Origin of the sequence: Deinococcus cellulosilyticus NBRC 106333 = KACC 11606, assembly GCF_007990775.1 — a bacterium.
GTDB classification, from domain to species: domain Bacteria; phylum Deinococcota; class Deinococci; order Deinococcales; family Deinococcaceae; genus Deinococcus_C; species Deinococcus_C cellulosilyticus.
In genome coordinates this window covers 1-23999 of record NZ_BJXB01000018.1, presented here as the reverse complement: position 1 = coordinate 23999, position 23999 = coordinate 1, and the positions used below count along the sequence as shown (strand labels likewise).

The window sequence follows — 23999 nt, the reverse complement described above, 5'->3', positions numbered from 1 at the left end:
TCTGGGCTTCTCTGCTTTAACAGTCAGCTTTGCAATCCGCTTTTAAGCTTTTTCTCTTTCCATCACTCGATGACCCACCACCTCAGGGCGCTCGGTGGGACCAAAGTGAATGGCTCCACGCAGGTCCACAGAGACTTCATCCCTGGAGAATTTCAGGGTGATGGTGGGGGTAAAAGGGGTTTCCAGCAGGCACACCCTGAGAGAAAAGGTGGTTTCATCGGTCCAGGCACCTCTGGCAGCCACAGGCCAGGGCTGATCTGTCTGGGGAAAAGTGGGCCACACCCAGTCCTGAAACAGCCTGCTCTCGGAAGGCACCCACTGGGCAGCACCCACCAGCACCTCATGGGTGCCAGATGCGTCTTCCCAGGAGAACAGGTGGTCTGCACCCTGCTGGACGAGCTTGATGGTTTTAAGCCCCAGCTTGTTTTCAGCAAAATGGTAAGTCTGCAACAACTGAGGATGAGAGGTCTGGCGTGTTCCTTCAGGGCTGGGAAGTTGCAAGTGCTGCAAACGCTCCAGCAAGGCCTGATGGGCCGTCTCATCTTCAGACAGAAGATCCTGCTGGAAATGAGGCAGCAATTCGTCCCAGATGGCCTGCAAAATCAAATCGGTGCGACTGGATTCTCCGGAAGTCAAAACCACCACTGCATCCTGCTCAGGCAAAATCACACAAAATTGTCCAAAAGCCCCGTCTGCCCGGTAAGCCCCATGACGACAGCGCCACATCTGGTAACCATAGCCCTGGTTCCAGTCAGAATTGAGGTCGTCTCCAGGACCCGTATGATCTCTGGAAGCCTCCTCAACCCAGCTTTCGGACAGCAATGGCCTGCCTTCCCACTGGCCTTTTTGCAGCATCATCTGGCCCCACTTTGCAAGTTCTTCGGTGCGCAGAAACAGTCCCCAGCCTGCCATGTTCCAGCCTTCAGGCCCCACTTCCCATCTGGGGGTGTCAAAACCCAGCGGTTCAAACAGTCTGGGCGTCAGGTACTCCACCAGCGTTTGCCCGGTGGTTTTCTGGAGGGCAGCCCCCACCATGTAGGTACCAATGCTGTTGTACAGGAAATGGGTTCCTGGCACATGGGGCACAGGCCAGGACAGGGCAAATTTCATCCAGTCGTGACGGTCCGACCAGGGTTCCTGATCGTGACCACAGGTCATGGTCAAGAGATCCTTCAGGGTCATGGCTTTCAAGTTCTCACTGGGGTGCTCTGGGAGGTCTTCTGGGAAAAAGGACACCAGCGGATCATTCACAGAAAGCAGTCCTTCTTGAACGGCAAACCCAATGGCTGTCGAGGTGAAACTCTTGCTGACCGAGTACATCATGTGCTGCACATCTGATCGGTACGGCGCCCACCAGCCCTCGGCGATCACCTTGCCATGCCGCAGCAGCATGAAGCTGTGGGTTTCCAAATTGTTTTGCTGTAGACGCTTCAAAAATGCAGAAATGGCTTGAGAGGACAACCCCTGAGACTCTGGAGTGGAACGCAGGAATTCTGGCATGGGTTTACTTTAAACCTCCCCTGAACCTCCCCCATCCGCACAATCACTTAATGCTCGGCGCTCATGAGGAAGAGGCTGCAACTCCCTCTAATCTTCGCCCTTTAGGATGGGTGTCATGCGCAAAGTGGTTCCTTTTCTGCTGTTTTCCCCGTTGCTTTCATCTGTGGCTTTTGCCCAGGTTCCCACACCCAATCCTTTTCCTGCTTCATTCACAGCCACCCTCAAAGCTGACGCTTGCAAAGGGTACCTGACCACACTGGAAAAAAATGCTCCAGCCAGCATCTCTATTCCTGGCAAGCTCGGATCAAAAGGTTGCCTGCAGAGCAGCAAAGAGGGGGATGGTGCAGTCAAGAAAGGGCTGTGGGCCCAGGGATATGATGTGCAGGTGGACCAATTTGATGCACTCGGCCATTATTATCAGGTGTGGCAGAAAGTGGGAGGCAAAGATGGCTACCTCTTGCAGTATTACTACGATAAGGTCACCAAAGTCATGCAGGTCTACTACATCCAGATCACCGACATGACCTCGGTGATGTCAAGCAGCCTCTTTCGCCCTCAAAACCAGATTCCCCTGAGTTTCACCCCACCCAGTGACAATCTGGTGTACAACACCTGGTCTGTGGGGCAGTGCTTTGATGTGCAGGAGGCCCTCAAGAAAGTGGTCAATGATCCCAAGGCCACTGCTGAAGTTCTGGCCTCAGGGTGCCAGGCTTTTGAAACCACCCGCGAACGACTGCTGGACTCCATTTACAAGATCAACACCTATCAGACCGCTGTTTATGGTGGGAAAGACCAGTTTTCCTGGCTGGGGGCCCTGAAAGCTGATCCCAGTCAGATCCTGTACCTGAACCTGCAACCTGTTCCAGAAAACCCGAAAGTCATGGTGCTGGCCTGGATGAGTTACAAGGTCTCGGTCAAGAACTAAAAGACTTGACAGGTTTCACCTGCAGGCTCTATACTCGAGTTTGGTGGCCATGATGGGCTATTCAGGAGTCTCTTGAAAGAGCAGACACCACAACTTTAAAAGCGTGCAATGGAGGGTAAGAGATTCTTACCCTCCTCCTGGCCTTGTTTATCCACGATGGGCTCTGACGAGGGCAAAGGGCACACAGGCGCAAGTTTTCAGTCATAAAGTGACAGGAGAGTGAATGACGAAACGCATCGAACGCTTCGGTGAGATCACTGAGGTCATCCCACTTCCCGAACTGACGGAAGTCCAGATCACATCGTTTGATCAGTTCCTCCAGAAGGGCGTGCGCGCCCAGAGCCGTCAGAATGTCGGGTTGCAGGGTGCTTTCAAGGAAGTCTTCCCCATCGACGAATCAGACAAGAACCGTGGTGGCGGTCTGGTTCTGGATTTCCTTGAGTACAACATCGGTGACGCCCCTTACAGCCCCGAAGAGTGCCGCGAGAAGGACCTGACCTACCAGGCCCCTCTGTACGCCAAACTGCAACTGATTCACAAGGATACGGGACTCATTAAAGAAGACCAAGTTTTCCTGGGCGACCTGCCCCTGATGACCGTGGACGGGTCTTTCGTGATCAACGGTGCAGACCGCGTGGTCATTTCCCAGATTCACCGCAGCCCTGGCGTGTACTTCACCCCCATGTACCGTGGAGCCAAGAAGTACTACACTGCTGCCATCATCCCCATGCCCAAACGCGGACCCTGGATTGAAATTGAATTCAACAACCAGGACGTGCTGGAAATGAAGGTCAACAAACGCAAATTCCCCGTCACCATGCTGCTGCGCGTGCTGGGAATGAACGATGAGAGCATCCGTGTGCTGCTCAACGAGTACGGCGAAGTGGACCTCACCGACGACAAGAGCGCTGGCATGAACGCCGATGAGGCCCTCCTGCGCCTGTTCACCGTGCTGCGCCCCGGGGACCCACCGAAGCGCGACAAGGCCATTGCCTACCTGTACAGCCTGCTGGCCGATCCCAAGCGTTACGACCTGGGCGAGCCTGGCCGCTTCAAGATGAACCGCAAACTCGGTCTCACCACCGAGGAGCGCACCCTGCTGGGCTTCGAAGACGGCAAGTTCACCGACGCAGGCCTCATCGACACCATCCGTTACCTGCTTGCCCTGCACAATGGCCGCGAAGAGTTCGTGACCACCACTGCAGATGCAGACGGCGTGGTCGTTGAGAACAAAGTGCCTGTCGAAGAAGACGACATTGACCACCTCGGCAACCGCCGTGTGCGCACCGTGGGCGAACTGCTGGCAGACCAGCTCCGTGTGGGTCTGGGCCGCATGGCCCGTGGTGTGCGCGAGCGCATGCTGCTTGGCAACCCCGATGCAGCCACCCCTGCAAAACTGGTCAACAACCGTCCCATCGTTGCTGCAATGCGCGAATTCTTCGGACGCAGCCAGCTGTCACAGTTCAAAGACCAGACCAACCCCCTCGCAGAACTGCGTCACAAGCGCCGTGTGTCTGCCCTGGGTCCTGGCGGTCTGACCCGTGAACGCGCAGGCTTCGACGTGCGTGACGTGCACAGAACCCACTACGGTCGGGTGTGCCCCATCGAAACGCCCGAAGGTGCCAACATCGGTCTGATCTCCTCCCTGGCTTCCTTCTCCCGTGTGAACGCCCTGGGATTCATGGAAGCCCCTTACCGCAAAGTGATTGACGGCAAGGTCAGCGAGCAGGTCGAGTACATGACCGCCGACATCGAAGACCGCTACATCACCGCACAGGCGAACACCCCCCTGAATCCAGATGGGTCTTTCGCTGTGGACCGTGTGATTGCCCGCAAACGCGGCGACGTGGTCATCGTTCCCCCGGACGAAGTGGATTACATGGACGTGTCTCCCAAGCAGATCGTGTCCATCTCCACCTCCCTGATTCCCTTCCTGGAGCACGACGACGCCAACCGCGCGCTCATGGGATCGAACATGCAATCCCAGGCTGTGCCTCTCGTGCGCGCCCAGTCCCCCGATGTGGGCACTGGCGTGGAAGAGCGTGTTGTGCGCGACTCCGGCACCAGCGTGGTCTGCAACGTCAACGGACAGGTCACCTACGTGGACGCCACCCGTGTGGAAGTCACCCTGACCGAGGACCACCCCGAACTGGGCATGAACAAGGGCAACGTCAGAACCTTTGACCTTGTGCGCTTCACCCGTTCCAACCAGGGCACCAACCTCGACCAGCGTCCCATCGTCAAAGTGGGCGACCAGGTCAAGAAGGATCAGGTGCTCGCCGACGGTCCCGCTTCCGAGCAAGGCCGTCTGGCCCTGGGCCACAACATCACCATTGCCATCATGCCCTTCGATGGATTCAACTTCGAAGACGCCATCTGCATCTCGGAAGCCCTGGTTCGCAAGGACTTCTACACCAGCGTCCACATCGAAAAAGATGAAATCGAGGCCCGTGACACCAAACTCGGTCCCGAGAAGATCACCCGCGACATCCCCGGTCTGTCTGAAGCCGCCCTGCGCGACCTCGACGAAGACGGCATTGTCCGCGTTGGTGCAGAAGTCAAACCCGGCGACATCCTCGTCGGCAAGACCAGCTTCAAAGGCGAGTCCGAACCCACCCCTGAAGAGCGTCTCTTGCGCTCCATCTTCGGTGAAAAAGCCCGCGAAGTGAAAGACACCTCCCTGCGCGTGCGTTCCGGTGAAGGTGGAATCGTCGTGAAGACCGTGCGTTTCCGCCGTGGGGATGAAGGCGTCGACCTGAAACCCGGCGTGCGTGAAATGGTCCGCGTGTACGTGGCCCAGAAGCGCCGCATGCAGGTGGGCGACAAGATGGCCAACCGCCACGGAAACAAAGGGGTTGTCTCCAAGATTCTGCCCCCCGAAGACATGCCCTACCTCGAAGACGGCACCCCCGTGGATCTGGTGTTCAACCCCCTCGGTGTGCCTTCCCGCATGAACCTCGGTCAGATTCTGGAAACCCACCTGGGTGAAGCTGCCCGTGTGATGGGCGTGAAGTTCGTGACTCCCGTGTTCGACTCCGCCACCGAAGACGACATCAAGCGCATCCTGGAGCAGTCTGCCCGTCAGCGTCTGGACGCCCGCAAAGAAGGCGGCCTGGGCATCGACAAGCGCGAACGTGAAGTGATCACCCGTGCCGGCAAGCTCGGCGTGGTGGACCGCATCACCGACGACTCCGACGAGACCTTCGAGAAGGCCCAGGTGGCCCTCGCCCGCACCGGGAAGAGCGTGCTCTTCGACGGACGCACCGGGGAACCCATCAACGGTCCCGTGGTGGTCGGCACCATGTACGTGATGAAGCTCTACCACATGGTGGAAGACAAGATGCACGCCCGTTCCACTGGCCCCTACTCCCTCATCACCCAGCAACCCCTTGGTGGTAAGGCCCAGTTCGGTGGACAGCGTTTCGGAGAAATGGAAGTGTGGGCCCTCGAGGCTTACGGTGCTGCCCACACCCTGCAGGAGATGCTCACCATCAAGTCCGACGACATCGAAGGACGCGACGCCGCGTACCAGAGCATCGTCAAGGGTGAGGAAGTCACCAACACCAACGTCCCCGAGTCCTTCAAGGTGCTCGTGAAAGAGCTGCACTCCCTGTGCCTTGACGTGCAGGTGCTCGACGAAAGTGACAAGGACATCGACATCTTCGAAGGCATGATGCCCAGACGGTGAACACAACACGAGGGGTGAGCCACCGCCCACCCCTCTCTGGTCCCTGAGCGGACCAGTCGGAATCTTTCAACCAAGGAGATTCAGTGAAAGACTTCAAAAAAGTCAGAATTGCTCTGGCCAGCCCCGAGAAGATCAGAGATTGGTCCTTCGGAGAGGTCGAGAAACCTGAAACCATCAACTACCGCACCCTGCGCCCCGAGCGTGAAGGTCTGTTCGACGAGCGGATCTTTGGTCCCACCAAGGACTACGAGTGCGCCTGCGGGAAGTACAAGAGACAGCGCTACGAAGGCAAAGTCTGTGAACGATGCGGCGTGGAAGTCACCAAGAGTGTCGTCCGTCGTTACCGCATGGGTCACATTGACCTCGCCACCCCCTGCGCCCACATCTGGTACGTGAAGGACACCCCCTCCAAGATCGGTACCTTGCTCGACCTGACGGCGAACCAGCTGGAGCAGGTGCTGTACTTCAGCAAGTTCATCGTGATTGATCCCCAGAACGCCATGCGCGATGGTCGCCCCCTCAAGCGTGGCGAACTGCTCTCCGATGAAGAGTACCGCGAACTGCGTTATGGCCGTCAGGAAACCTACGGGATTCCTGCTGGAACCGAAGCCGAAGTGCGCGACGGCGAGTACGTGACCAAGGGTCAGGTGCTGGCTGGCAATGTGGTGAGCCGCATTGACGGTCTGGCCCAGTACCGCTTCCCCCGCCGCACTGAAATTCACTACCGCGAAAGCAAAGTGGCCCAGCTGAACCTGCCCGCAGGCAGCCTCGTGGACATGGACGCCTTCCGCGCTGGTGAAATTCTGGCCGACCTGACCGCCGATTTCGAACTGACCGCTCCTGTGGCCGGAACCGCTTTTGTGACCGACCTCGGTGAGGACAGCGTCCTGATCGAAATCAAGGACCCCAACAACAAGATCCTGGCCACCCTGTACGTTCCCCACGGCACCGAAGTTTTCGTGGCCCACGGTGAAATTGTCGAGGAAGGCACCCTGCTCGCCAAGGCAGCCGCTGGCAAGACCCTGCGCACCAGCCGCGTCAGCAACCTGAGCGGTGTGGGCACCAGGAAGAAGTCCGGCCTGACCGAAGTGACCGTGAACTGGACCCGCATCGCCTCCTACGATGTGAAGCCCAGCATGCACTTCCTGGTCGGGGACGGCACCGAAGTGGTCTCCGGTCAGAAAGTGGTCGGGGCCATCGACGAGGAAGAGGAAATCTACGCCGAAGCAGACGGTACGGTCTACCTGCACCAGCCTGCTTCCGTCGTGGTCTCCAAAGCCCGCGTCTACCCCTACAACGATGAACCCCTCGTGGTGAACGGTGACCGCGTGGCCCCCGGTGATGACCTCGCCGACGATGGCCGCGTGAAGAGCGAAATCTCCGGTCGCGTGGAAATCGACCTGGTGCGCCAGCAAGTGCGCATCATCGAGTCCTACGACTTCACCGCCAAGATGGGTGCCGAAGCCATCAAGGAACTGCTGGACGATCTGGACCTCCCCACCCTGGAAGCCGAACTGGCCGAACAGATGAAGGACTCCAGCCGCCACAAGCGCGCCAAGGCCAGAAAACGTCTGGAAGTGGCCCGTTCCTTCGTGAGGAGTGGCAACAACCCCAGCTGGATGATCCTGGCCACCGTGCCTGTGATGCCCCCGGATCTGCGCCCCATGGTTCAGGTGGACGGTGGACGCTTTGCGACCTCCGACCTCAACGACCTGTACCGTCGCCTGATCAACAGAAACAACCGTCTGAAGAAGCTGATGCAACAGGGCGCTCCAGACATGATCATCCGCAACGAGAAGCGCATGCTGCAGGAAGCTGTGGACGCGCTGATCGACAACGGACGCCGTGGCACCCCCGTGACCAACCCCGGCTCTGAACGTGCGCTGCGCTCCCTCACCGACCTGCTCGGTGGTAAACAGGGTCGCTTCCGTCAGAACCTGCTGGGTAAGCGTGTGGACTACTCCGGTCGTTCCGTGATTGTGGTCGGTCCCCAGCTGCGTCTGCACCAGTGCGGTGTGCCCAAGCGTATGGCGCTCGAACTCTTCAAGCCCTTCCTGTTCAAGGTGCTCGAAGAGAAAGGTGAAGTCTCCAACATCAAGCAGGCCCGCAAGATGCTGGAACGTTACCGCGACACCCGTGACAGCGTGTGGGACGCCCTCGAAGAAGTGATTGAAGACAAAGTGGTGCTGCTGAACCGCGCACCCACCCTGCACCGTCTGGGGATTCAGGCTTTCGAGCCTGTGCTGGTGGAAGGTCAATCCATCCAGCTTCACCCCCTGGTCTGTGAAGCCTTCAACGCCGACTTCGACGGTGACCAGATGGCCATCCACGTGCCCCTGTCTGCCCAGGCGCAGGCCGAGGCCCGCATCCAGATGCTGTCTGCCCACAACCTGCTCTCCCCTGCACACGGTGAGCCCAACGTCAAACCTTCCCGTGACATCATTCTGGGGATCTTCACCCTGACCCAGATTCGCACCGACAACCTCGGTGCAGGCAGCGAATTCGATTCTCCTGCTGATGTGCTCTCAGCCCTGGAATCTGGTCAGATCAACCTGAACAGCCCCATCAAGCTGCGCGGCAAGGACACCAGTGCAGGTCGCATCAAGTACGTGTTCTCCAGCCCCGAGGAAGCCCTCCACGCTGTTGAACGCGGCGAGATCGACATGCAGGACCACGTGCGCATCCGCTTCAAAGGGAAACTCGAGGAAACCACCGCTGGCCGCGTGTTCTTCTACAACATCGTTGCAGAGGCCGTGTCCGAGGACGGCACCACCGTTCCCGAGAACCTGATGAACATCCACACCGTCTACGAAAAAGACGCCCTGAGGGACATCATTGTCGATTCCTTCAAGCGCCTCGGTGTGGAGAAAACCGCCCGTTTGCTGGATGCCTTGAAAGACTCCGGCTTCAAGCTGTCCACCACCTCCGGTGTGACCATCGGCATCGACGACGTGGTGATCCCTGGCCAGAAAGCCGAGATCATTGCCGAGGCCGACGAAAAGCTGGACGAAATCAACACCATGGCCGACATGGGCTTCCTCACCGAAGAGGAACGCTACAAGCAGGTCATCCAGCTGTGGAACGAAACCACCGACCGCGTGAAGAACGCAGTGTTCAAAAACTTCGAGCAGAACTACCCCTTCAACCCCCTGTGGATCATGTCCCAGTCCGGTGCCCGTGGTAACCCCCAGCAGATCCGTCAGCTGGCCGGGATGCGCGGTCTGATGGCTCGACCTGACGGCAGCACCTACCCTGTGCCCATCAAGGCGAGCTTCCGTGAAGGTCTGACCGTTCTGGAGTACTTCATCTCCACCCACGGTGCCCGTAAAGGGGGTGCAGACACCGCTCTGCGTACCGCTGACTCCGGTTACCTCACCCGTAAACTGGTGGACGTGGCCCACGAAGTGGTTGTGCGCGACGAGGACTGCGAAACCACCGACTACAGCGTGGTCGCTGTGGGTCACTACGACGACCGCTCCGGCAAGTGGACCGCCCGCAAGACCAGCGAGATCGAAACCAGCCTGTATGGCCGCACCCTGGCCATGGATCTGGATTCCTCCAACCTGAGCCTGCCCACCGGACACATGCTCTCTGTGGAAGACCTCCGCATCCTGGTGAAAAACACCGAGGAGATCAAGGAAGTCTACGTCCGCACTCCCCTCAACTGCCGCGTTAAGAGCGGTGTGTGCCAGAAGTGCTACGGTTACGACCTGTCCCAGGCCAAGACTGTGTCTCTGGGTGAGGCTGTCGGTGTGGTCGCTGCAGAGTCCATCGGTGAACCTGGTACCCAGCTCACCATGCGTACCTTCCACACCGGTGGTGTGGCAGGTGGAAGCGACATCACCCTGGGTCTTCCCCGCGTGATTGAACTGTTCGAAGGCCGCAAGCCCAAGGTCAAAGCCGTGCTTGCCGACCGCGATGGTGTGGCCCAGATTGTTGAAGAAGAAGACCGTTACCTGGTGAAAATCCAGGCCGACGACGAGGCCTTCAGCAGCAAGACCGCCATCAAGATCGACCGTGACCAGTACCGCATGATCGTGCGCGATGGGGACCGTGTCGAAGCAGGTCAGCCCCTCACCCGTGGTGCCATCAACCCCCACGAACTCCTCGAGTTCAAAGGGACCCAGGCCACCGAGCAGTACCTCGTGGACGAAGTTCAGCGTGTGTACCGCAACCAGGGCGTGAAGGTGCACGACAAGCACATCGAGATCATCGTGCGCCAGATGCTCAAGTTCGTGGAAGTCACCGACGGTGGCGACACCGACCTCCTCGAAGGTCAGGTTGTGGAGCGTCAGGAAGTGGACGGCCTCAACGACACCCTCGCAGAAGGTCAGACCCCCGCAAGCTGGAAACCCGTGCTGCTCGGCATCACCAAGTCCAGCCTCTCCACCCAGAGCTGGCTCTCCGCTGCAAGCTTCCAGCACACCACCCACGTGCTCACCGAGGCTTCCATCGCAGGCCGCGTGGACGAACTGATCGGTCTGAAGGAAAACGTGATCCTCGGGAAACTCATTCCCGCCGGAACCGGCCTCGACCTGGTGCGCAAGCTGCAGATCGCAGACGCCCGCACCCTGGAACGCTACGCCAAACCCAGCGTGGAGCAGGAAAGAACCCCTTCAAGTCGCACGGACACCGGAATCCAACCTGGTCTGGCTGATTAAGCTCCCCACCTTGCTTTGCTTTCCTCCCCCAATTGGGGGAGGTTTTTTGTTGTTGAGGAGCGGTGCTAAAGTGAGATCATGACCAGTCAGGTTCCAGATGTCTTTATTTTTGAAAATCAAAAATGGACCATTCAGGGTGTAGAAAATCCACCGTTGCTTCCTGATGGCTTGGTGGATGACCTGAAAACATATGGCTGCTCTGCATGGACCAGGGGTTATCTGACCACTTTTGGTTTGCAGGGCGACCAATTGATTTTTGATGGCCTTGAAGCTGACCTTTTTTCAATGGATCAGGTTTTGCTCGGTCACTTGCCAAAGCCTTCAAGTCAGCCTCATCTGATCGGTCATGTGTATGAGAATCTTTCGCACCCACTGACATATTCAGGAGGACTGTTGATCTGTCAGGAGAGCATCGCAGGATTGTCAGTCAACAGTGGATTCCAGCGTCCCTGGAAATTCAGAAAAGTCATGGAACTGACGTTAGCCAGTGGTATCCTGACAGACATCAGAAATGTCTCTTCAAAGATGGAGTCCATCAGAGACGAATACGCTGCTGGTGGCAACCCTACGGGCAAGTATGTTTCTGGTTCTGATATCAGCGCCTGGTTGGAGGCAGTATGGTCTTTAAAATATGACCCTGTGACCTTAAGACATCCATCAAAGTGGCCTTAAGTGCAAATTTTCAGAATTCTGTTTGGCCCATCTTAAAACCTATTTCAGAAATGCATCTGGTCTTTCTGTTTTTTAAGCAGGATTGTGCACCTCTTGCAAATTCGTTACACTCTTAGATAACCCTCATGCAAGGAGTGCCCATGAACCAGACGGTCCTCATCACCGGAGCCACAGGAGCCATTGGCAGTGCCACCGCCCGAGTCCTTGCCAGACAGGGATGTCACCTGATTCTGCTGGCCCGCAATCAGGAAAAGCTGGAAACCGTAAAAAACCAGATCAGACAGGAGTCTGCTCAGGCAGAGGTCAAAACTTTCGTGGTGGACTTCACCGACCTTGGGGCATTGAAAAAGACCGCTCTGGAAATCCAGAAAGACCTTGCTGAATTGCATGCCCTGATTCACAATGCTGCTGTATTTAAATCCACGCGCACCCTCACAGGTGACGGACTGGAAACCATGTTTGCAGTGAACCATCTGGCCCCTTTCATGCTCACCAAGGTGCTGTTTGAGACCCTTCACCAGACCCGTGGCTCCAGAATATTGACCGTCACAGCCCCCTCCACCACCCGCATTGACTTTCAGGACCCGATGGGAGAACGCAGGTTCAACGCCCTGAATGCTTTTGGGGCCACCAAGATGGCAAACCTGCTTTTTGCGTTCAAGCTCGGACGGGCAGGGGTCACCTCCCATGCCCTGCATCCCGGTCTGGTGCGCTCAGATTTGCTCAGGGAAGCCAGTCCTTTCATTCGAATCATGGGATCGCTGGTTTCAGGTTCGCCAGAAAAAACCGCTGCAGCCTTCAGTGAAATTGTTCTGGAACCCAGGTACATCCAGAGCAATGGTCAGTTCTGGCACCTGAAAAAACCCATTCAGGCCCCTGCATACGCCCGGGATCCCCAGAATCAGGATGCCCTGTGGGACCTGTCTCTGAAGTGGATCAACACCCTGGAAGTCCGCTCAAGGTAAGACTTTGGTAACCTTGAGCGGTCTAGACTGGAGGCAGCATGGAACTGCACCAGATCGCATGGGATCAGCTTGGCGGATTTGCCTCACAGCACGGAGAGCAGGTCCAGTCCAGGCTCGACCGCACCCGGGCCATTGCACTCTACGATGAAGCCATCGTCAAATTCACCCGAAATGGGTTCCGGATTGGGAATGCCTACCTGAACGCAGTCCGTGCTTTTGAGCTTGCCGGAAACCTGCAGTTCCATTTCAAGGGCCCTTTCAGGCTGGGAGGCTGGAACACCGAATCCAGTTTTACCCTGCAGATTGTGGATGATTACGGCTACATCATCTCCGACATGCTGCAACTCGGACAGCAACTGATGGGGGAAACCCTGGCTCCTGTGGGATACGGTTCGCTGAATCTGGAAAATTACCTGCACCTGAACCCCCAACTCACTCCCTTCGCTTATGGTCTGGAGGTTTTCGATGCTTTCATGGACAGCCAGTCTGCCATCTACAGCATGTCCAGCTTCCAGGGAGAGTATGTTTTCAGACGCTGGGGATGGGATGTGCTGGATTCACTGGAGCGCTTTGTGCAGGGCAACATGCTGTGGGTGAGCAGTCCTGAGCACCATGTGTATCACGGCTGACTGCAAGGGTCGTCAAGCCCCTGACAGGCAATCGCTTTCATGCTCTTGATGTAGAGTGAGGCGAGGTTGCCATGAAGATATTGCAGACCATCCCCCTGGACAGAATCAGTGATCCCGTCATGGCCATGGCCGTGTTCATGCAGCAGAAAATGGATCTCGACATCCTGCAGGTCACCGAGAATGAGGTGCATCTGGGGAGCAATGCCCGGAAACAGCACATGTTCACCCTGAAGAGCTCCTTTCACAATCAGGTGCTTTTCATCTGGGTGCACCATTACCGTGCCGACCTGAGCGGTGAAGAATACCTGAGCACAGCCATTCACCTTCCCGAATTCAGTGAGGCCCTGCGCAGCAACACCCTGATCCAGTTCATCCAGCAGCAGACCCAGTTGCAGTTCCACGAGTACAGCGAGGCCCTGAGAAAAATCACCGACATTGTGCGGGACTACCTGCACTCACATGATCCCCACCTGTACATCACCCGGCGCACCCTGATCAGCCTGATCATGGCGATTCATTATGAAAGCCATGCAGATTTCAGGGGCCGTTTTGAAGAAATCGTCCATCAGGACATCATCGACCTGTACGAGAACAAGCTGTACTTCAAGTACCACATTCAGGACATGAAGGCCATGGTGAACCTGTTTGAAGATGCAGACCTGCCTGGCCCCCTGAAGAACCTGTACATCCTCTTTGACCTGCAAAATTGAACCCGGCTTGTGAGGACAACCCCTCGGACAAAGTGACCTGTCATGTTAGTCTGGCCCCATGAAAACCGCTTTTATTGGTCTGGGTGCAATGGGCTACCCCATGGCAGGTCACCTCAGTCAGCGTTTTGAAACCCTGGTCTGGAACCGTACCGCAGAAAAAGCCCGGCAGCATGCTGCTGAATTCAAAAGTCAGGTGCTTGAGGACTTTTCAGGGCTGAAAGATGTGGATGTGATCTTCACCTGCCTTCCCACCACATCAGAAGTGATCCAGGTGCTCAATCAGGTGCTGTTCTTCCTGAAACCTGGGTCTTTGTGGGTGGACTGCACATCAGGTGACCCGGTGAAGAGCCTGGATGTGGCCCAGACCCTTGCGGAGCATCAGGTGACCTATCTGGATGCACCTGTGAGTGGAGGCACAGCAGGGGCCATCAATGGTGCCCTCAGCGTGATGATCGGTGGCCCGGCTGAATCCATTGAACAGGTTCGTGAAGTTCTTTCCACCTTTGCTGGCAAAGTGGTCCATGTGGGCAAGGTGGGCTCCGGTCATGCTGTGAAGGCCATCAACAACATGCTGCTGGCCATCAACCTGCTTTCTGCAGGTGAGGGTCTGGTGGCTCTGGCAAAAATGGGGGTGGACCTTGAGGCCGCGCTGGAAGTCATCAATGTCAGCAGTGGGCGCAGCAACGCCACCCAGAACCTGATTCCCCAGCGTGTCCTGACCCGCGAATTTCCAGCCACTTTTGCACTGGGGCTGCTCGCCAAAGATGCTGGAATTGCGCTGGATGTGTCCAGATCAGCAGGAGCCCCAACACCCCTCTTTGCCATCACCGAGAGCCTGTACCGTGCCGCCAGGGACACCATAGGGGCCAGTGAGGATCACACTGCAGTGGTGAAGATGCTGGAACACTGGGCTGGAGTAACCCTCTCCAGTGCCCCCTCCGCTGTCTTCGACAGGTCTTCCCCCTGAGGTTTCCCCTCCGCTGTCTTCGACAGGTCCTCCCCCTCAGGGGGAGGAAGGCGAGTGTAACGAGCGAGGTGGGGGTCAACGGCGTTGCGGCATCCCAATCGGCACGCTCTGAAGCACCCTGTTGGCAATCACTTCCATGGCCTGCTCCACGTTGCGGTCCTGCCCGTCGGACTGCAGAATGGGAACACTGGTTTTTTCAGCCAGTCCCATGATGTAGTCCTGCAAGGCACGGATTTCCAGAAAGTGGTTGAGGTAGCGCTGTTTGGGCCTGAGCTGGTGGGTTTCCTGATCGCGGCTGTAGAAGCGGGATCTGTGGGCTTCTTCGTCTGGCAGGGCCATCAGCATCGGAATGAACAGCGCTCCAGGTTCCTGAATCATGCCGAAGTATCCTGGGACAATGTGCACCCCTTCCAGCACAATGCTGGTGTTCTCCTTGATGGCCCGCTGGATGATGGCATGGATGCCCAGACTGACCTGCTGCACCTGCTCACGGAAGCCCTGAAGGAGTTGCTCCTCGGTGGGGAGTTCCCGGTCATCGTCTGGACCCAGCAGGCTCTGCCAGGCTTCGAAGGTGCTGGCATGCAGGGTTGGGGTGAGCTGGGGACTGATCATGGCCCGCATCACCTCGCGGATGGAGTCGGTGGACACCACACGGGTGATGCCCAGACGGTAGGCAATCTCGGCTGCGATGTAGCTCTTCCCTGTTCCCGAGACCCCTCCCACCAGCACCACCAACGGACGTTCTGGATTGCGAATCACCCGCATCAGGCGGTACCTGAGGGCGATGTCCTCTCCGACTTCACGGATCAGGGCCTGTTCCACTTCATGCCGGATCTGGGCACGGGTGACGCTCTTGAGCCGGAGTTCCCGGAGTTGCAGTTCGGTGTCGCGGGCAATTCGGTGGGCCACCAGAGAGGTGAGGCCTGTGGCAAGCAGGGATTGGGCCAGAATGCCCTTGGAAAAGGGATACATCAGGCCACTGGGGTCCTGAACCATCAGGGCTCCGGTGGAGTGGTACCTGTCGCGGTACGCAGAACGCCCGGCCGCACCCACCGTTTCTTCCAGCACATCTTCAGTGAGGGCCTCAATTTCGGCAGAGGTGATCTCCTCCACACCCTTCATGCGCAGCCTGCGGTCCACTTCCTTGGCAGTCTCATAGGCCTGTCTGGGGGTGAGCCTGGCCACTTCCAGACTGCGTGCCAGAATCCCTCTGGAGAACGGGAGTTTGAGGCCACTCTGATCCTGCACATTGATGTCCGTGAAAGTGGGGATCTGGTGGGTGAACTGGTCTGCGTACTTCTTGCCCAGCCGTTTGCGGGTGAACTCGGTGACCATGTCCTTGAGTTCTTCCGGGGTAACGTTGCGTTTCTTCTTGTTGCGGATGTACTGTTCCACACTGCGAGCAATGGCGGTCGCTGCATCCTGGTCAATGCCGACATTCAGGAGGGATTCGACCACCAGCCCTTTTGAAAACGGCCACTGGTGCTTCCCACTGCTGATGAAAATCTTGCGCATTGCCTGTCTGTCCTTTGCACGTGGATTAGACCTGAATTCTACATCAATTGGGGAAAGCGGTCAGCCTTCACAGCAAGCAGTCAGCTTTTGACGCTCAGGCACAGGCCATGGTCTCCTGCAGTCGCCTTTCCCTTTCCATCCTCAATCCGTCTCCAAACAGAACACGCCAGACAGAGACTTTCTGAACTGGCATGTTTTTTACTTGCTGATCGCTGATGGCTGACCGGTGTCAACTACCTCCTGAACACCCCTTCGAGCATCAGGGAAAGGGATTTTTTCAGTTCCTGTTCCAGGTCCCCTTCAGAGTTGTAGGCACTCCAGCGCAGCGCAACCATCAGGAAGGTGTCTGCGATGAGGTTGCACATGCGTTCCAGCGAGAGGTCTTCCCTGAGGCGGTTCTGGTCCTTGAGGGGTCGCAGGCACATCTCGATCACCTTGGAGAGGGGAAGGGCCTGATAAGCTGTGCGGGCACGCTCTGGATCGGGGTTCAGGACCTCGTAGGCCAGAGGGGGGAACAGGTCCCGGTCTTTGATGCAGAAAGCTGCGAGCTGCTTGAAGGTGTCCTGCAGAACCTGCTCCGGAGTGACGCCATTTTGCAGGTGCCTCTCCGCCTGATCTGCAAGGGTATCGACAAGTTCTGCCCCGTAGTCGAGCAGAACGGCTTCTTTGTAGGGGTAGTAATTGAAGAATGTGCCTCTGGAGACGTGAGCACCTTTTGCAATGTCGGTGGCGGTGGTTTGTTGAAAACCATTGCGCTTGAAGAGGTCAATGGCCACGGCGTAAATGCGGTTACGGCGTCGTTCTTTCTGGCGTTCCCGTAAGGTGATCGGCTCCATGTCAAGAATTGTAGCGCGTCTCCAATTTCATGAAAATCTTGTTCTCTAGCTCAGCTGTGATTCAGCCTGATCTGACAGATGGCGTACAGCAACTCTTCCGTGGTCATCAGGTTTTTTTGACTTGAGTTCAAGAAAAGACCGAGTCTAAAATGTATAGACATGCTTGAACTCTGAGTCCAAAAATCACCCGAAAATCTCGCGCTGCTGCCCTTCCAAGTGAAAGTATGTTTCACAAATTGTTGATCCCGGTCAAAGAATCAAATGTAAGGACAGAGAACGAACAAATTCCGATGGCAACAGAATGTGCCTGGACCAGATCAGCACAGAATCAGGTTGAACCAGTGCCGCACATAAGCTTCTTCTGAAGGGTTCCTTTTCCAGGCAGAGAGGGCAGACCACATGTTGGCAAATCCAGCGTAATGACAGGCCACCCGGTACTTGTCCCTGAATTCGCTCAGCGACACACTGACCCCTTCACGCACCAGGGCCCGGCGGTAAGGTGCAGTGCTCTCAAAAGTGGGCATGTGGGGCGGCAGGTCCATGTAAAAAGACCCATACCTTGCCTCCTGCCAGTCCAGAAAGAAAACCTGCTTCTCCGGCGTCACCAGCACATTGGCCGGGCACAGGTCATTGTGAATCAGGGTCAGGTTCCGGTAATCCTGATTCAGGCTTGCCACTTCAATGAGCATCTTATCTGCTGCAGACTCCACCCGGGGAATGTAGCTGGCAAAAGTGCGCCGGAATTCTGGAATCTGCATGACCTTGTGCCACGGTCCACGCCACCACTTCTCCAGGCTCTGGGTGAGAAAGTTCCAGTCCACCTTGGGAAGCCAGGCCAGTTCAGCCTCCTGACGCAGATTGCGGGCATGAATGGCGGCCAGGGCCGCAGCTTCATTGCGCTGCACTTCCGGGTCAATGTAGGACAGCACTTCTGGACGGTGCTCGCCACGGATGTCCTCCATGGCAATGGTCAAGGGGAGCAAAGACTGCACATCCCGGATGTGGCTTCTGGGAACGGCCTGCCCCTGCTGTTGCAGGCGTTGCAGCACCCGCCTTTCAACCACGCCTGCTTCCTTGGTCACCAGTGTGAAAGACCTCTCCCCTTCTGGAGAAATCTTGTATCGGCCCACAGTGGCTCCAGAGCGGCCCTGCAAAATGGCCCCCTCTTCAATCCTCGCGACAGGACGGTCCGTGACCAGCACACTGGCGGTCTCTCTGAGCAGGCGTATGGTGTCTTCAGCAATCATCTTTGTCTCATCCTAAAAGCTGTTTTTCAGGGAAAACAGTCCCCATCCCACAAATGATACTTTACGTTTTCAGAACAAAAAAGCAGGGTACATGACCCTGCTTTCAGCTTTGTAACATCCTCAATCTGCACTCATGGCATGGCCAGAATACTGCAACTGGTGCAATTTGGCGTAGTAGCCACCTTTCACCAGCAGTTCTCTGTGACTGCCCTGCTCCACAATCTTGCCTTTGCGCATCACGATGATGCGGTCACAGTGTTCGATGGTGGAAAGCCTGTGCGCAATGATGATGCTGGTGCGTCCCTGCATCAGTTTCGCCAGAGAGTCCTGGATCAGCAGTTCGGTCTCGGTGTCCACACTTGCGGTGGCCTCATCAAGCACCAGCAGGATGTCCGGGTTCTGGATCAGGGCACGGGCAAAGGCCAGAAGTTGCTTCTGTCCTGTGGAGAGGGTGGCTCCACGCTCACGCACTTCACTCTGGTATCCATCTGGCAAAGACATGATGAACTCATGCACCCCGACGTATTTGCATGCGTTGATGATGCGTTCCATCGGAATGGCTTCATTGCCCAGACGCAGGTTGCTCTCGATGGTCCCGGCGAACAGGAACACATCCTGCAGCACCACGCCAATGTGCTTTCTCAGACTGTGCTGGCTGTACTCCCGCACATCGATCCCATCCACCTTCACACTCCCCTTCTGGATGTCGTAAAAACGGGACACCAGGGAGATGATGCTGGTCTTTCCTGCTCCGGTGGCCCCCACCAGGGCAACACTCTCACCGGGTTTGATGTGCAGGTCAATGCCCCTCAGAATCCAGCGGTCGTCTTTTTCAGGTGCATCTGCAGGGGTTGAGCTGTCATAGGCAAACCAGACATTCTGAAAATGCACATCCCCTTTGAAGCTCTCCACCGTTTTGGGCTGGGCAGGATCTTTGATTTCCTCATCGGTGTCCAGCACCCCGAAAATGCGTTCTGCACTGGCCATCGCCATCTGCATGTTGGTGAACACATCTGCAAGATCCTGAATCGGCTGGAAAAGCTGGGTGATCCATGCCGTGAAAGCAATCAGCAGACCCAGGGTGATGCCCTGGCCTTCCAGGATTTCCCGTCCGCCGTACCAGATCACCAGGGCCATGGCCACGTTGGAGAGCAGGGACACGGTGGGCATGTACAGGGAGAACCATTTGACGTTTTCCAGCATCCCACCCAGAAATGCACGGTTGGCAAGGTCAAATTTGGCCTGGTTGCGCCCTTCACGGTTAAAAAGCTGCACCGTCAGCATCCCGGTGATGTTCTCGTTGAGCTGGGTGTTCACAATGGCCTGTTTGATCCTCACATCCCGCGAGGAAATCCGCATCTTGCCCCGGAAGTACGCAGAGGCCCAGTACAGGATGGGCAGCACCACAAAGGACACCAGGGCCAGTTTCCAGCTGAGGGCCAGCATGATCACCACGTAGGCAATGATCAGCAGGGTTGAGGTCACCAGGGCCGAAAGACCGTTGGTGATGAACTGGTTGATGGCGTCCACATCACTGGTCACACGGGTGATCAGACGGCCCACAGGGTTCTTGTCGAAGTACCCGAGATGCAACCTCTGCAGTTTGCTGAAGATGTCACTGCGGATGTCGTAAAGCACATGCTGACCGATCCAGTTCAGGGCATAGGTGAAGCCGTACTTGAACAGGAACTCAAAGACCTTGAGGCCCAGGTAAAGGAGGCCAATCTGCACCACACCCTGATAAAGGGCCTCTGTGGTGCTGCCCACATTGGCACAATTGGCAGAGTGGGTGGGAGCCAGATAACAGTCAATGGCATTTCTCTGCAACACCCCGAAGTAGGGCTGCAAAGCGGCCATCAGCACTGCAGCCAGCATGGTGAAACCCACCAGACCCTTGTAGGGTTTCAGGTATGTGAAGATCCGTTTGACCAGATCCCAGTCAAAGGCCTTGGCCCCGATGTCATCAGGCTGGGTCATGCATTTACCTCTTTTTCGTTCTCCAGATCGCTGGCCAGGGATTGCAGGCGTTCCAGCTCGGCGTATTCGCCGCCCAGGGACACCAGTTCCTCGTGGGAGCCCTGCTCGATGATCTCGCCATTCTGCAGCAGGATGATGTGATCTGCATGCCGGAGGGTGGACACCCGGTGGCTGACCAGCATCACGGTTCTGCCGGGCATCACTTTCTTCAGGCCACTCAGGATGCGGGCTTCGGTTTCGGTGTCGACGGCGCTCATGCTGTCGTCCAGAATCAGCACTTCGGGTTCACGGGCAATCGCACGGGCCAGAGCGGTGCGCTGTTTCTGCCCTCCACTCAGGGAGACCCCACGTTCACCAATCTCGGTGTCAAAGCCTTTCGGGAAGCCTTCGATGTCGTTGGTCAGACCAGCGATGTCTGTTGCCCAGCGGACCTTCTGCATGTCGATGACAGGCTCCACCTTCTCAGGGGCAGAAGATTTCAGCACCGACACCCCCACTGGAATTTCAGGATAGTTGTTGGTGCTCACCCCGAAAGCAACGTTCTGGGCAATGGTCTCGCTGAAAAGGAAAGGCTCCTGAGGGACCACCCCGATGTGAGAGCGCAGCACCTGCAAGGGAATGCGCTTGATCGGCACCCCATCGATCAGGACCTCCCCTTCAGTGGCATCGATCAGGCGGGTCACGAGTTGCATCAGGATGGTTTTGCCTGAACCTGTGGCTCCAGTGATCCCGAGGGTCTGGCCTGCAGCGACTTTCAGGTTCAGGTTCTTCAGGATGGTGCGGTTGCCATAGCGGACCGTCACATCCCTGAATTCAATGTCCCCTTTGAGGGTCTTGATGCTGCGGTCCACATTCTCGTCTTTGATTTCGGGTTTTGCTTCCAGCAGTTCCAGCAGACGCTCCCAGGAACTTGCTCCACGCTGGGTGATGGTCAGAATCATCCCGGCAGCCATGATGGGCCAGGTGAAGCGCTCCAGGGTCATGGTGAACTGGGTGAACTCCCCGATGGTCAACTGTCCATTCAGGATCATCCGTCCACCATTGATCAGCACCAGCACATAGGCAATCCCCATCAGCATGCTCAGGAAGGCCCAGAGGGGACCTTCCACCATGGTCACTTTCAGGTTGCGCTTGATGAGTTCGTCGTTCATCGCCTTGTACTCGTTGATCTCGACATCCTCAATGGCATAACCCTTGACCACACGGACACCAGAAAAGTTCTCCTGGGCCTTGGCACTGATCAGGGAAGACTGCTCCTGGGCTTTGACGTAGCGTCTGGCAATCAGGCGCATCAGCAGGGCCAGCACGATGATCATGATGGGAATCACCGTGAGCACCAGCCAGGTCAGGGTCGCAGAAATGTTGAACATCACCACCAGCGAAGCCCCAAACACCGATATGACCGAGGCCCCCTGAAACGCACCAAACCCGAGCATCTCGCGAACAGCGCTCAGGTCGGCAGTCAGGCGGTTCATGATGTCTCCGGTGCGACTGCGATCAAAAAAGGACTTGTCGAGGTGGGTCATGTTGGCAAAAATGTCACGCCGGATCTCATAGTCCATCTGGCGGCTTGCCACCACCAGTTGCCTGCGGACCAGCAGCATCAGACCTCCAGACACCAGCACGGCTCCCACAATGCCCAGCGCATAGATCCACAGGTTGGGAAGGTCAGATTTCGTCTTGAATGCTGCACTGATGGCATCGATGGCCAGCCTCACCACATAGGGACCAAGCAGGACAGCGATGTTGGACACCAGCACCGCGAGAACGCCGATCACGTACTGCCGCGCATGGTTGCGCAGGTACGGAGCGAGCTTCTTCAAATGGTTCACTGTTCACCTCAGGGGAAAAGCGGCTCCACGCAGAGCCTTGTCGATCAGGACGGGTTTGCAGGGGTTTAAAAGCCTATCACGGCTCATGTGCGGTCAGTCTAATCCTTTTGACGTAAAAGAAACATAGAACGAATGACATATTTGGGTGTAAGCAGGTCGGTATAATCATGCACAGGAATGTGATTTTAGACATGTTTTTAAGGGCAGAAGGCTGAAGGCCAAGGCAGAAGGCAAACAGAGCTTAAGCATAGGCCTGCTGTAAAGCAGAATGACTCTTAAAAACCATTTGCTGGTCGACCCCTGGCCTTCTGCTTTCTGCCTTCAGCCTTCTGCCCTCCTGAAAGGAGACTCCCATGAAAGTCGGAATCGTCGGAACAGGTTTTGTAGGTGCCTCAGCAGCTTACGCCCTCACCCTGAGGGGCAGTTGCACGGAACTGGTGCTGGTGGACATCAATGAGAAAAAAGCCCTTGCAGAGGCTGAGGACATCCAGCATGCCACTCCTTTTACCCATCCAGTGCGGGTCACGGCAGGGAACTACAAAGATCTGGCGGATGCAAAAGTGGTCATCCTGACCGCAGGGGTGAACCAGAAGCCTGGAGAGACCCGCCTGCAACTGCTGGAACGCAATGTGAAAATCTTTGCCGAGATGGTGCCCCAGGTGGTCAAGGCTGCAAAGGACGCCATTCTGATCGTTGCCACCAACCCGGTGGATGTGCTGACTGCGGTGACTGCAAAAATCGCTGGTCTCCCAGAGGGACGGGTGCTGGGCTCAGGCACAACCCTGGACACTGCCCGTTTTCGAGCCCTGGTCGGACAACATGTGGGGATTGATCCACAGCATGTGCATGCTTTCGTGCTTGGAGAACATGGTGACAGTGAGGTCCTGGCGTGGTCGGGGGCCAGCATCTCCGGGATTCCCATTGGGGAATACTGCGTGCAACGGGGCATTGAATGGAACGACAAAACCCGAAAAGACATTGACGAGAAGGTGCGCAAAGCGGCTTACACCATCATTGAAGGCAAAGGGGCCACCTATTACGGAATTGGTGCGGCCCTTGCTCGCATTACCGAAGTGATCACCCGGGACGCCAGGGCCATTCTTTCTGTCACGGCCCCGGACAGTGACGGTCTGGCTTATGCCCTCCCGCGAATTGTGGGCGGTGAGGGAATTCGAGAAACCCTGGAGGTCCCCCTGAGCACCCGTGAGGCCATTGAACTCTCGAAAAGCGTGGAGGTTCTGAAGGAAGCAACAGGGCAGGCCATGGGGTATCTCAATGATTAAACTCAGTTCAAAACAATTGGTTTTTTTCACTGCACACAGGCATCTACTCAAAGTCCAGACATGTCATGAACACATCAGAACGTGACCCGACCCCATGTTGCTTGACACCCCTATGGTGGTATGCTACTATTCCTCCTCGGAAAGCGCAGTAGCGAATTCCAAGCCCAGAGGAACGGTCGCCACCCTAGCTCAACTGGTAGAGCACCCGACTTGTAATCGGAAGGTTGTCGGTTCAATTCCGATGGGTGGCTCCAAACCTTAAGCGGGTTTGTAGTGTAGGATAAGTGTGGTATAAAACTCGGGTAGGTAGCCAAGCGGCCAAAGGCATCAGACTGTAAATCTGACGGGTTTCCCCTTCGCTGGTTCGAATCCAGCCCTGCCCACCAGGAACGCTCGTGTAGCTCAGTGGTAGAGCACTCCCTTGGTAAGGGAGAGGTCGTCGGTTCAATCCCGACCACGAGCTCCAAACAATTTGGTTCGATGAGGGGGGTCCGTGAAGAGCGGGCCACATCATCATGATATATAGGAGGAAATTAGCATGGCTAAAGGCACGTTTGAACGCACCAAGCCCCACGTGAACGTGGGAACCATT

At 56.6% G+C, this 23999-nt stretch carries 15 protein-coding genes and 3 tRNA genes; 12 read left to right on the top strand and 6 right to left on the bottom strand.

All coding sequences use genetic code 11. The features are described from left to right. Nucleotides 1-42: 42 nt before the first annotated feature. Nucleotides 43-1500, bottom strand: a complete 1458-nt coding sequence (locus DC3_RS18485; protein ID WP_146886938.1) for a serine hydrolase domain-containing protein — start codon at nt 1498-1500, stop codon at nt 43-45. Nucleotides 1501-1615: 115 nt separating this feature from the next. On the opposite strand from DC3_RS18485, the gene DC3_RS18480 reads away from it, so the two are divergent. The 8 genes from DC3_RS18480 to DC3_RS18445 all read left to right on the top strand — a co-directional run bounded on the left by DC3_RS18480 (nt 1616) and on the right by DC3_RS18445 (nt 14717). Continuing rightward, nucleotides 1616-2425 (top strand): hypothetical protein, encoded by an 810-nt coding sequence (locus tag DC3_RS18480; protein ID WP_146886936.1) that lies wholly within the window; start codon nt 1616-1618, stop codon nt 2423-2425. Between the two features lie 223 nt (nt 2426-2648). Beyond that, nucleotides 2649-6113, top strand: coding sequence for a DNA-directed RNA polymerase subunit beta (rpoB, locus tag DC3_RS18475; RefSeq protein ID WP_146886935.1), 3465 nt, complete (start codon nt 2649-2651; stop codon nt 6111-6113). Between the two features lie 83 nt (nt 6114-6196). After that, nucleotides 6197-10774 (top strand): DNA-directed RNA polymerase subunit beta', encoded by a 4578-nt coding sequence (locus DC3_RS18470; protein ID WP_146886933.1) that lies wholly within the window; start codon nt 6197-6199, stop codon nt 10772-10774. Nucleotides 10775-10852: 78 nt separating this feature from the next. Beyond that, the gene (locus DC3_RS18465) at nt 10853-11446 is read left to right on the top strand and encodes a hypothetical protein (protein ID WP_146886931.1); all 594 of its coding nucleotides are present in this window, start codon (nt 10853-10855) and stop codon (nt 11444-11446) included. 140 nt (nt 11447-11586) lie between these two features. Beyond that, nucleotides 11587-12411: an SDR family NAD(P)-dependent oxidoreductase gene (locus DC3_RS18460; protein ID WP_186816113.1), complete on the top strand. Its 825-nt coding sequence runs from the start codon at nt 11587-11589 to the stop codon at nt 12409-12411. A 38-nt stretch (nt 12412-12449) separates the two neighbouring features. After that, nucleotides 12450-13040 (top strand): hypothetical protein, encoded by a 591-nt coding sequence (locus DC3_RS18455; protein WP_146886927.1) that lies wholly within the window; start codon nt 12450-12452, stop codon nt 13038-13040. Nucleotides 13041-13111: 71 nt separating this feature from the next. Then, nucleotides 13112-13750: a hypothetical protein gene (locus DC3_RS18450; RefSeq protein WP_146886925.1), complete on the top strand. Its 639-nt coding sequence runs from the start codon at nt 13112-13114 to the stop codon at nt 13748-13750. Nucleotides 13751-13808: 58 nt separating this feature from the next. Continuing rightward, nucleotides 13809-14717, top strand: a complete 909-nt coding sequence (locus DC3_RS18445) for an NAD(P)-dependent oxidoreductase (protein WP_146886923.1) — start codon at nt 13809-13811, stop codon at nt 14715-14717. Between the two features lie 75 nt (nt 14718-14792). On the opposite strand, the gene DC3_RS18440 is transcribed toward DC3_RS18445, so the two are convergent. The 5 genes from DC3_RS18440 to DC3_RS18420 all read right to left on the bottom strand — a co-directional run bounded on the left by DC3_RS18440 (nt 14793) and on the right by DC3_RS18420 (nt 22124). Next, entirely contained in the window at nt 14793-16232 is a 1440-nt protein-coding gene (locus DC3_RS18440; protein WP_146886921.1) for an ATP cone domain-containing protein, read from the bottom strand. Between the two features lie 233 nt (nt 16233-16465). Further along, nucleotides 16466-17068 carry a TetR/AcrR family transcriptional regulator gene (locus DC3_RS18435; RefSeq protein WP_146886919.1) on the bottom strand — a complete coding sequence of 201 codons (603 nt, stop codon included), beginning with the start codon at nt 17066-17068 and terminating at the stop codon, nt 16466-16468. A gap of 317 nt (nt 17069-17385) precedes the next feature. After that, nucleotides 17386-18315 (bottom strand): phosphotransferase, encoded by a 930-nt coding sequence (locus DC3_RS18430; RefSeq protein WP_146886917.1) that lies wholly within the window; start codon nt 18313-18315, stop codon nt 17386-17388. A 120-nt stretch (nt 18316-18435) separates the two neighbouring features. Continuing rightward, nucleotides 18436-20292: an ABC transporter ATP-binding protein gene (locus tag DC3_RS18425; RefSeq protein WP_146886915.1), complete on the bottom strand. Its 1857-nt coding sequence runs from the start codon at nt 20290-20292 to the stop codon at nt 18436-18438. Then, nucleotides 20289-22124 carry an ABC transporter ATP-binding protein gene (locus DC3_RS18420; RefSeq protein WP_146886913.1) on the bottom strand — a complete coding sequence of 612 codons (1836 nt, stop codon included), beginning with the start codon at nt 22122-22124 and terminating at the stop codon, nt 20289-20291. The genes DC3_RS18425 and DC3_RS18420 overlap by 4 nt, the downstream gene beginning before the upstream one ends. 353 nt (nt 22125-22477) lie before the next feature. Here DC3_RS18420 and DC3_RS18415 point away from each other — a divergent pair, with 353 nt between their 5' ends. The 4 genes from DC3_RS18415 to DC3_RS18400 all read left to right on the top strand — a co-directional run bounded on the left by DC3_RS18415 (nt 22478) and on the right by DC3_RS18400 (nt 23873). Then, nucleotides 22478-23407 carry an L-lactate dehydrogenase gene (locus tag DC3_RS18415; RefSeq protein ID WP_146886912.1) on the top strand — a complete coding sequence of 310 codons (930 nt, stop codon included), beginning with the start codon at nt 22478-22480 and terminating at the stop codon, nt 23405-23407. Nucleotides 23408-23585: 178 nt separating this feature from the next. Continuing rightward, a tRNA-Thr gene (locus DC3_RS18410) sits at nt 23586-23661 on the top strand. A 46-nt stretch (nt 23662-23707) separates the two neighbouring features. Next, nucleotides 23708-23793: transfer RNA gene (locus tag DC3_RS18405), tRNA-Tyr, on the top strand. A 5-nt stretch (nt 23794-23798) separates the two neighbouring features. Further along, nucleotides 23799-23873, top strand: a tRNA-Thr gene (locus tag DC3_RS18400). Nucleotides 23874-23999 lie beyond the last annotated feature (126 nt).

Bases quoted from the DNA above. Each gene is read 5' to 3' on its own strand.
- DC3_RS18460 (WP_186816113.1), top strand. From the start codon at position 11,587: ATGAACCAGACGGTCCTCATCACCGGAGCCACAGGAGCCATTGGCAGT.
- DC3_RS18485 (WP_146886938.1), bottom strand. From the start codon at position 1,500: ATGCCAGAATTCCTGCGTTCCACTCCAGAGTCTCAGGGGTTGTCCTCT.
- DC3_RS18450 (WP_146886925.1), top strand. From the start codon at position 13,112: ATGAAGATATTGCAGACCATCCCCCTGGACAGAATCAGTGATCCCGTC.
- DC3_RS18480 (WP_146886936.1), top strand. From the start codon at position 1,616: ATGCGCAAAGTGGTTCCTTTTCTGCTGTTTTCCCCGTTGCTTTCATCT.
- DC3_RS18435 (WP_146886919.1), bottom strand. From the start codon at position 17,068: ATGGAGCCGATCACCTTACGGGAACGCCAGAAAGAACGACGCCGTAAC.
- DC3_RS18415 (WP_146886912.1), top strand. From the start codon at position 22,478: ATGAAAGTCGGAATCGTCGGAACAGGTTTTGTAGGTGCCTCAGCAGCT.
- DC3_RS18430 (WP_146886917.1), bottom strand. From the start codon at position 18,315: ATGATTGCTGAAGACACCATACGCCTGCTCAGAGAGACCGCCAGTGTG.
- DC3_RS18425 (WP_146886915.1), bottom strand. From the start codon at position 20,292: ATGACCCAGCCTGATGACATCGGGGCCAAGGCCTTTGACTGGGATCTG.
- DC3_RS18465 (WP_146886931.1), top strand. From the start codon at position 10,853: ATGACCAGTCAGGTTCCAGATGTCTTTATTTTTGAAAATCAAAAATGG.
- rpoB (WP_146886935.1), top strand. From the start codon at position 2,649: ATGACGAAACGCATCGAACGCTTCGGTGAGATCACTGAGGTCATCCCA.
- DC3_RS18440 (WP_146886921.1), bottom strand. From the start codon at position 16,232: ATGCGCAAGATTTTCATCAGCAGTGGGAAGCACCAGTGGCCGTTTTCA.
- DC3_RS18455 (WP_146886927.1), top strand. From the start codon at position 12,450: ATGGAACTGCACCAGATCGCATGGGATCAGCTTGGCGGATTTGCCTCA.
- DC3_RS18445 (WP_146886923.1), top strand. From the start codon at position 13,809: ATGAAAACCGCTTTTATTGGTCTGGGTGCAATGGGCTACCCCATGGCA.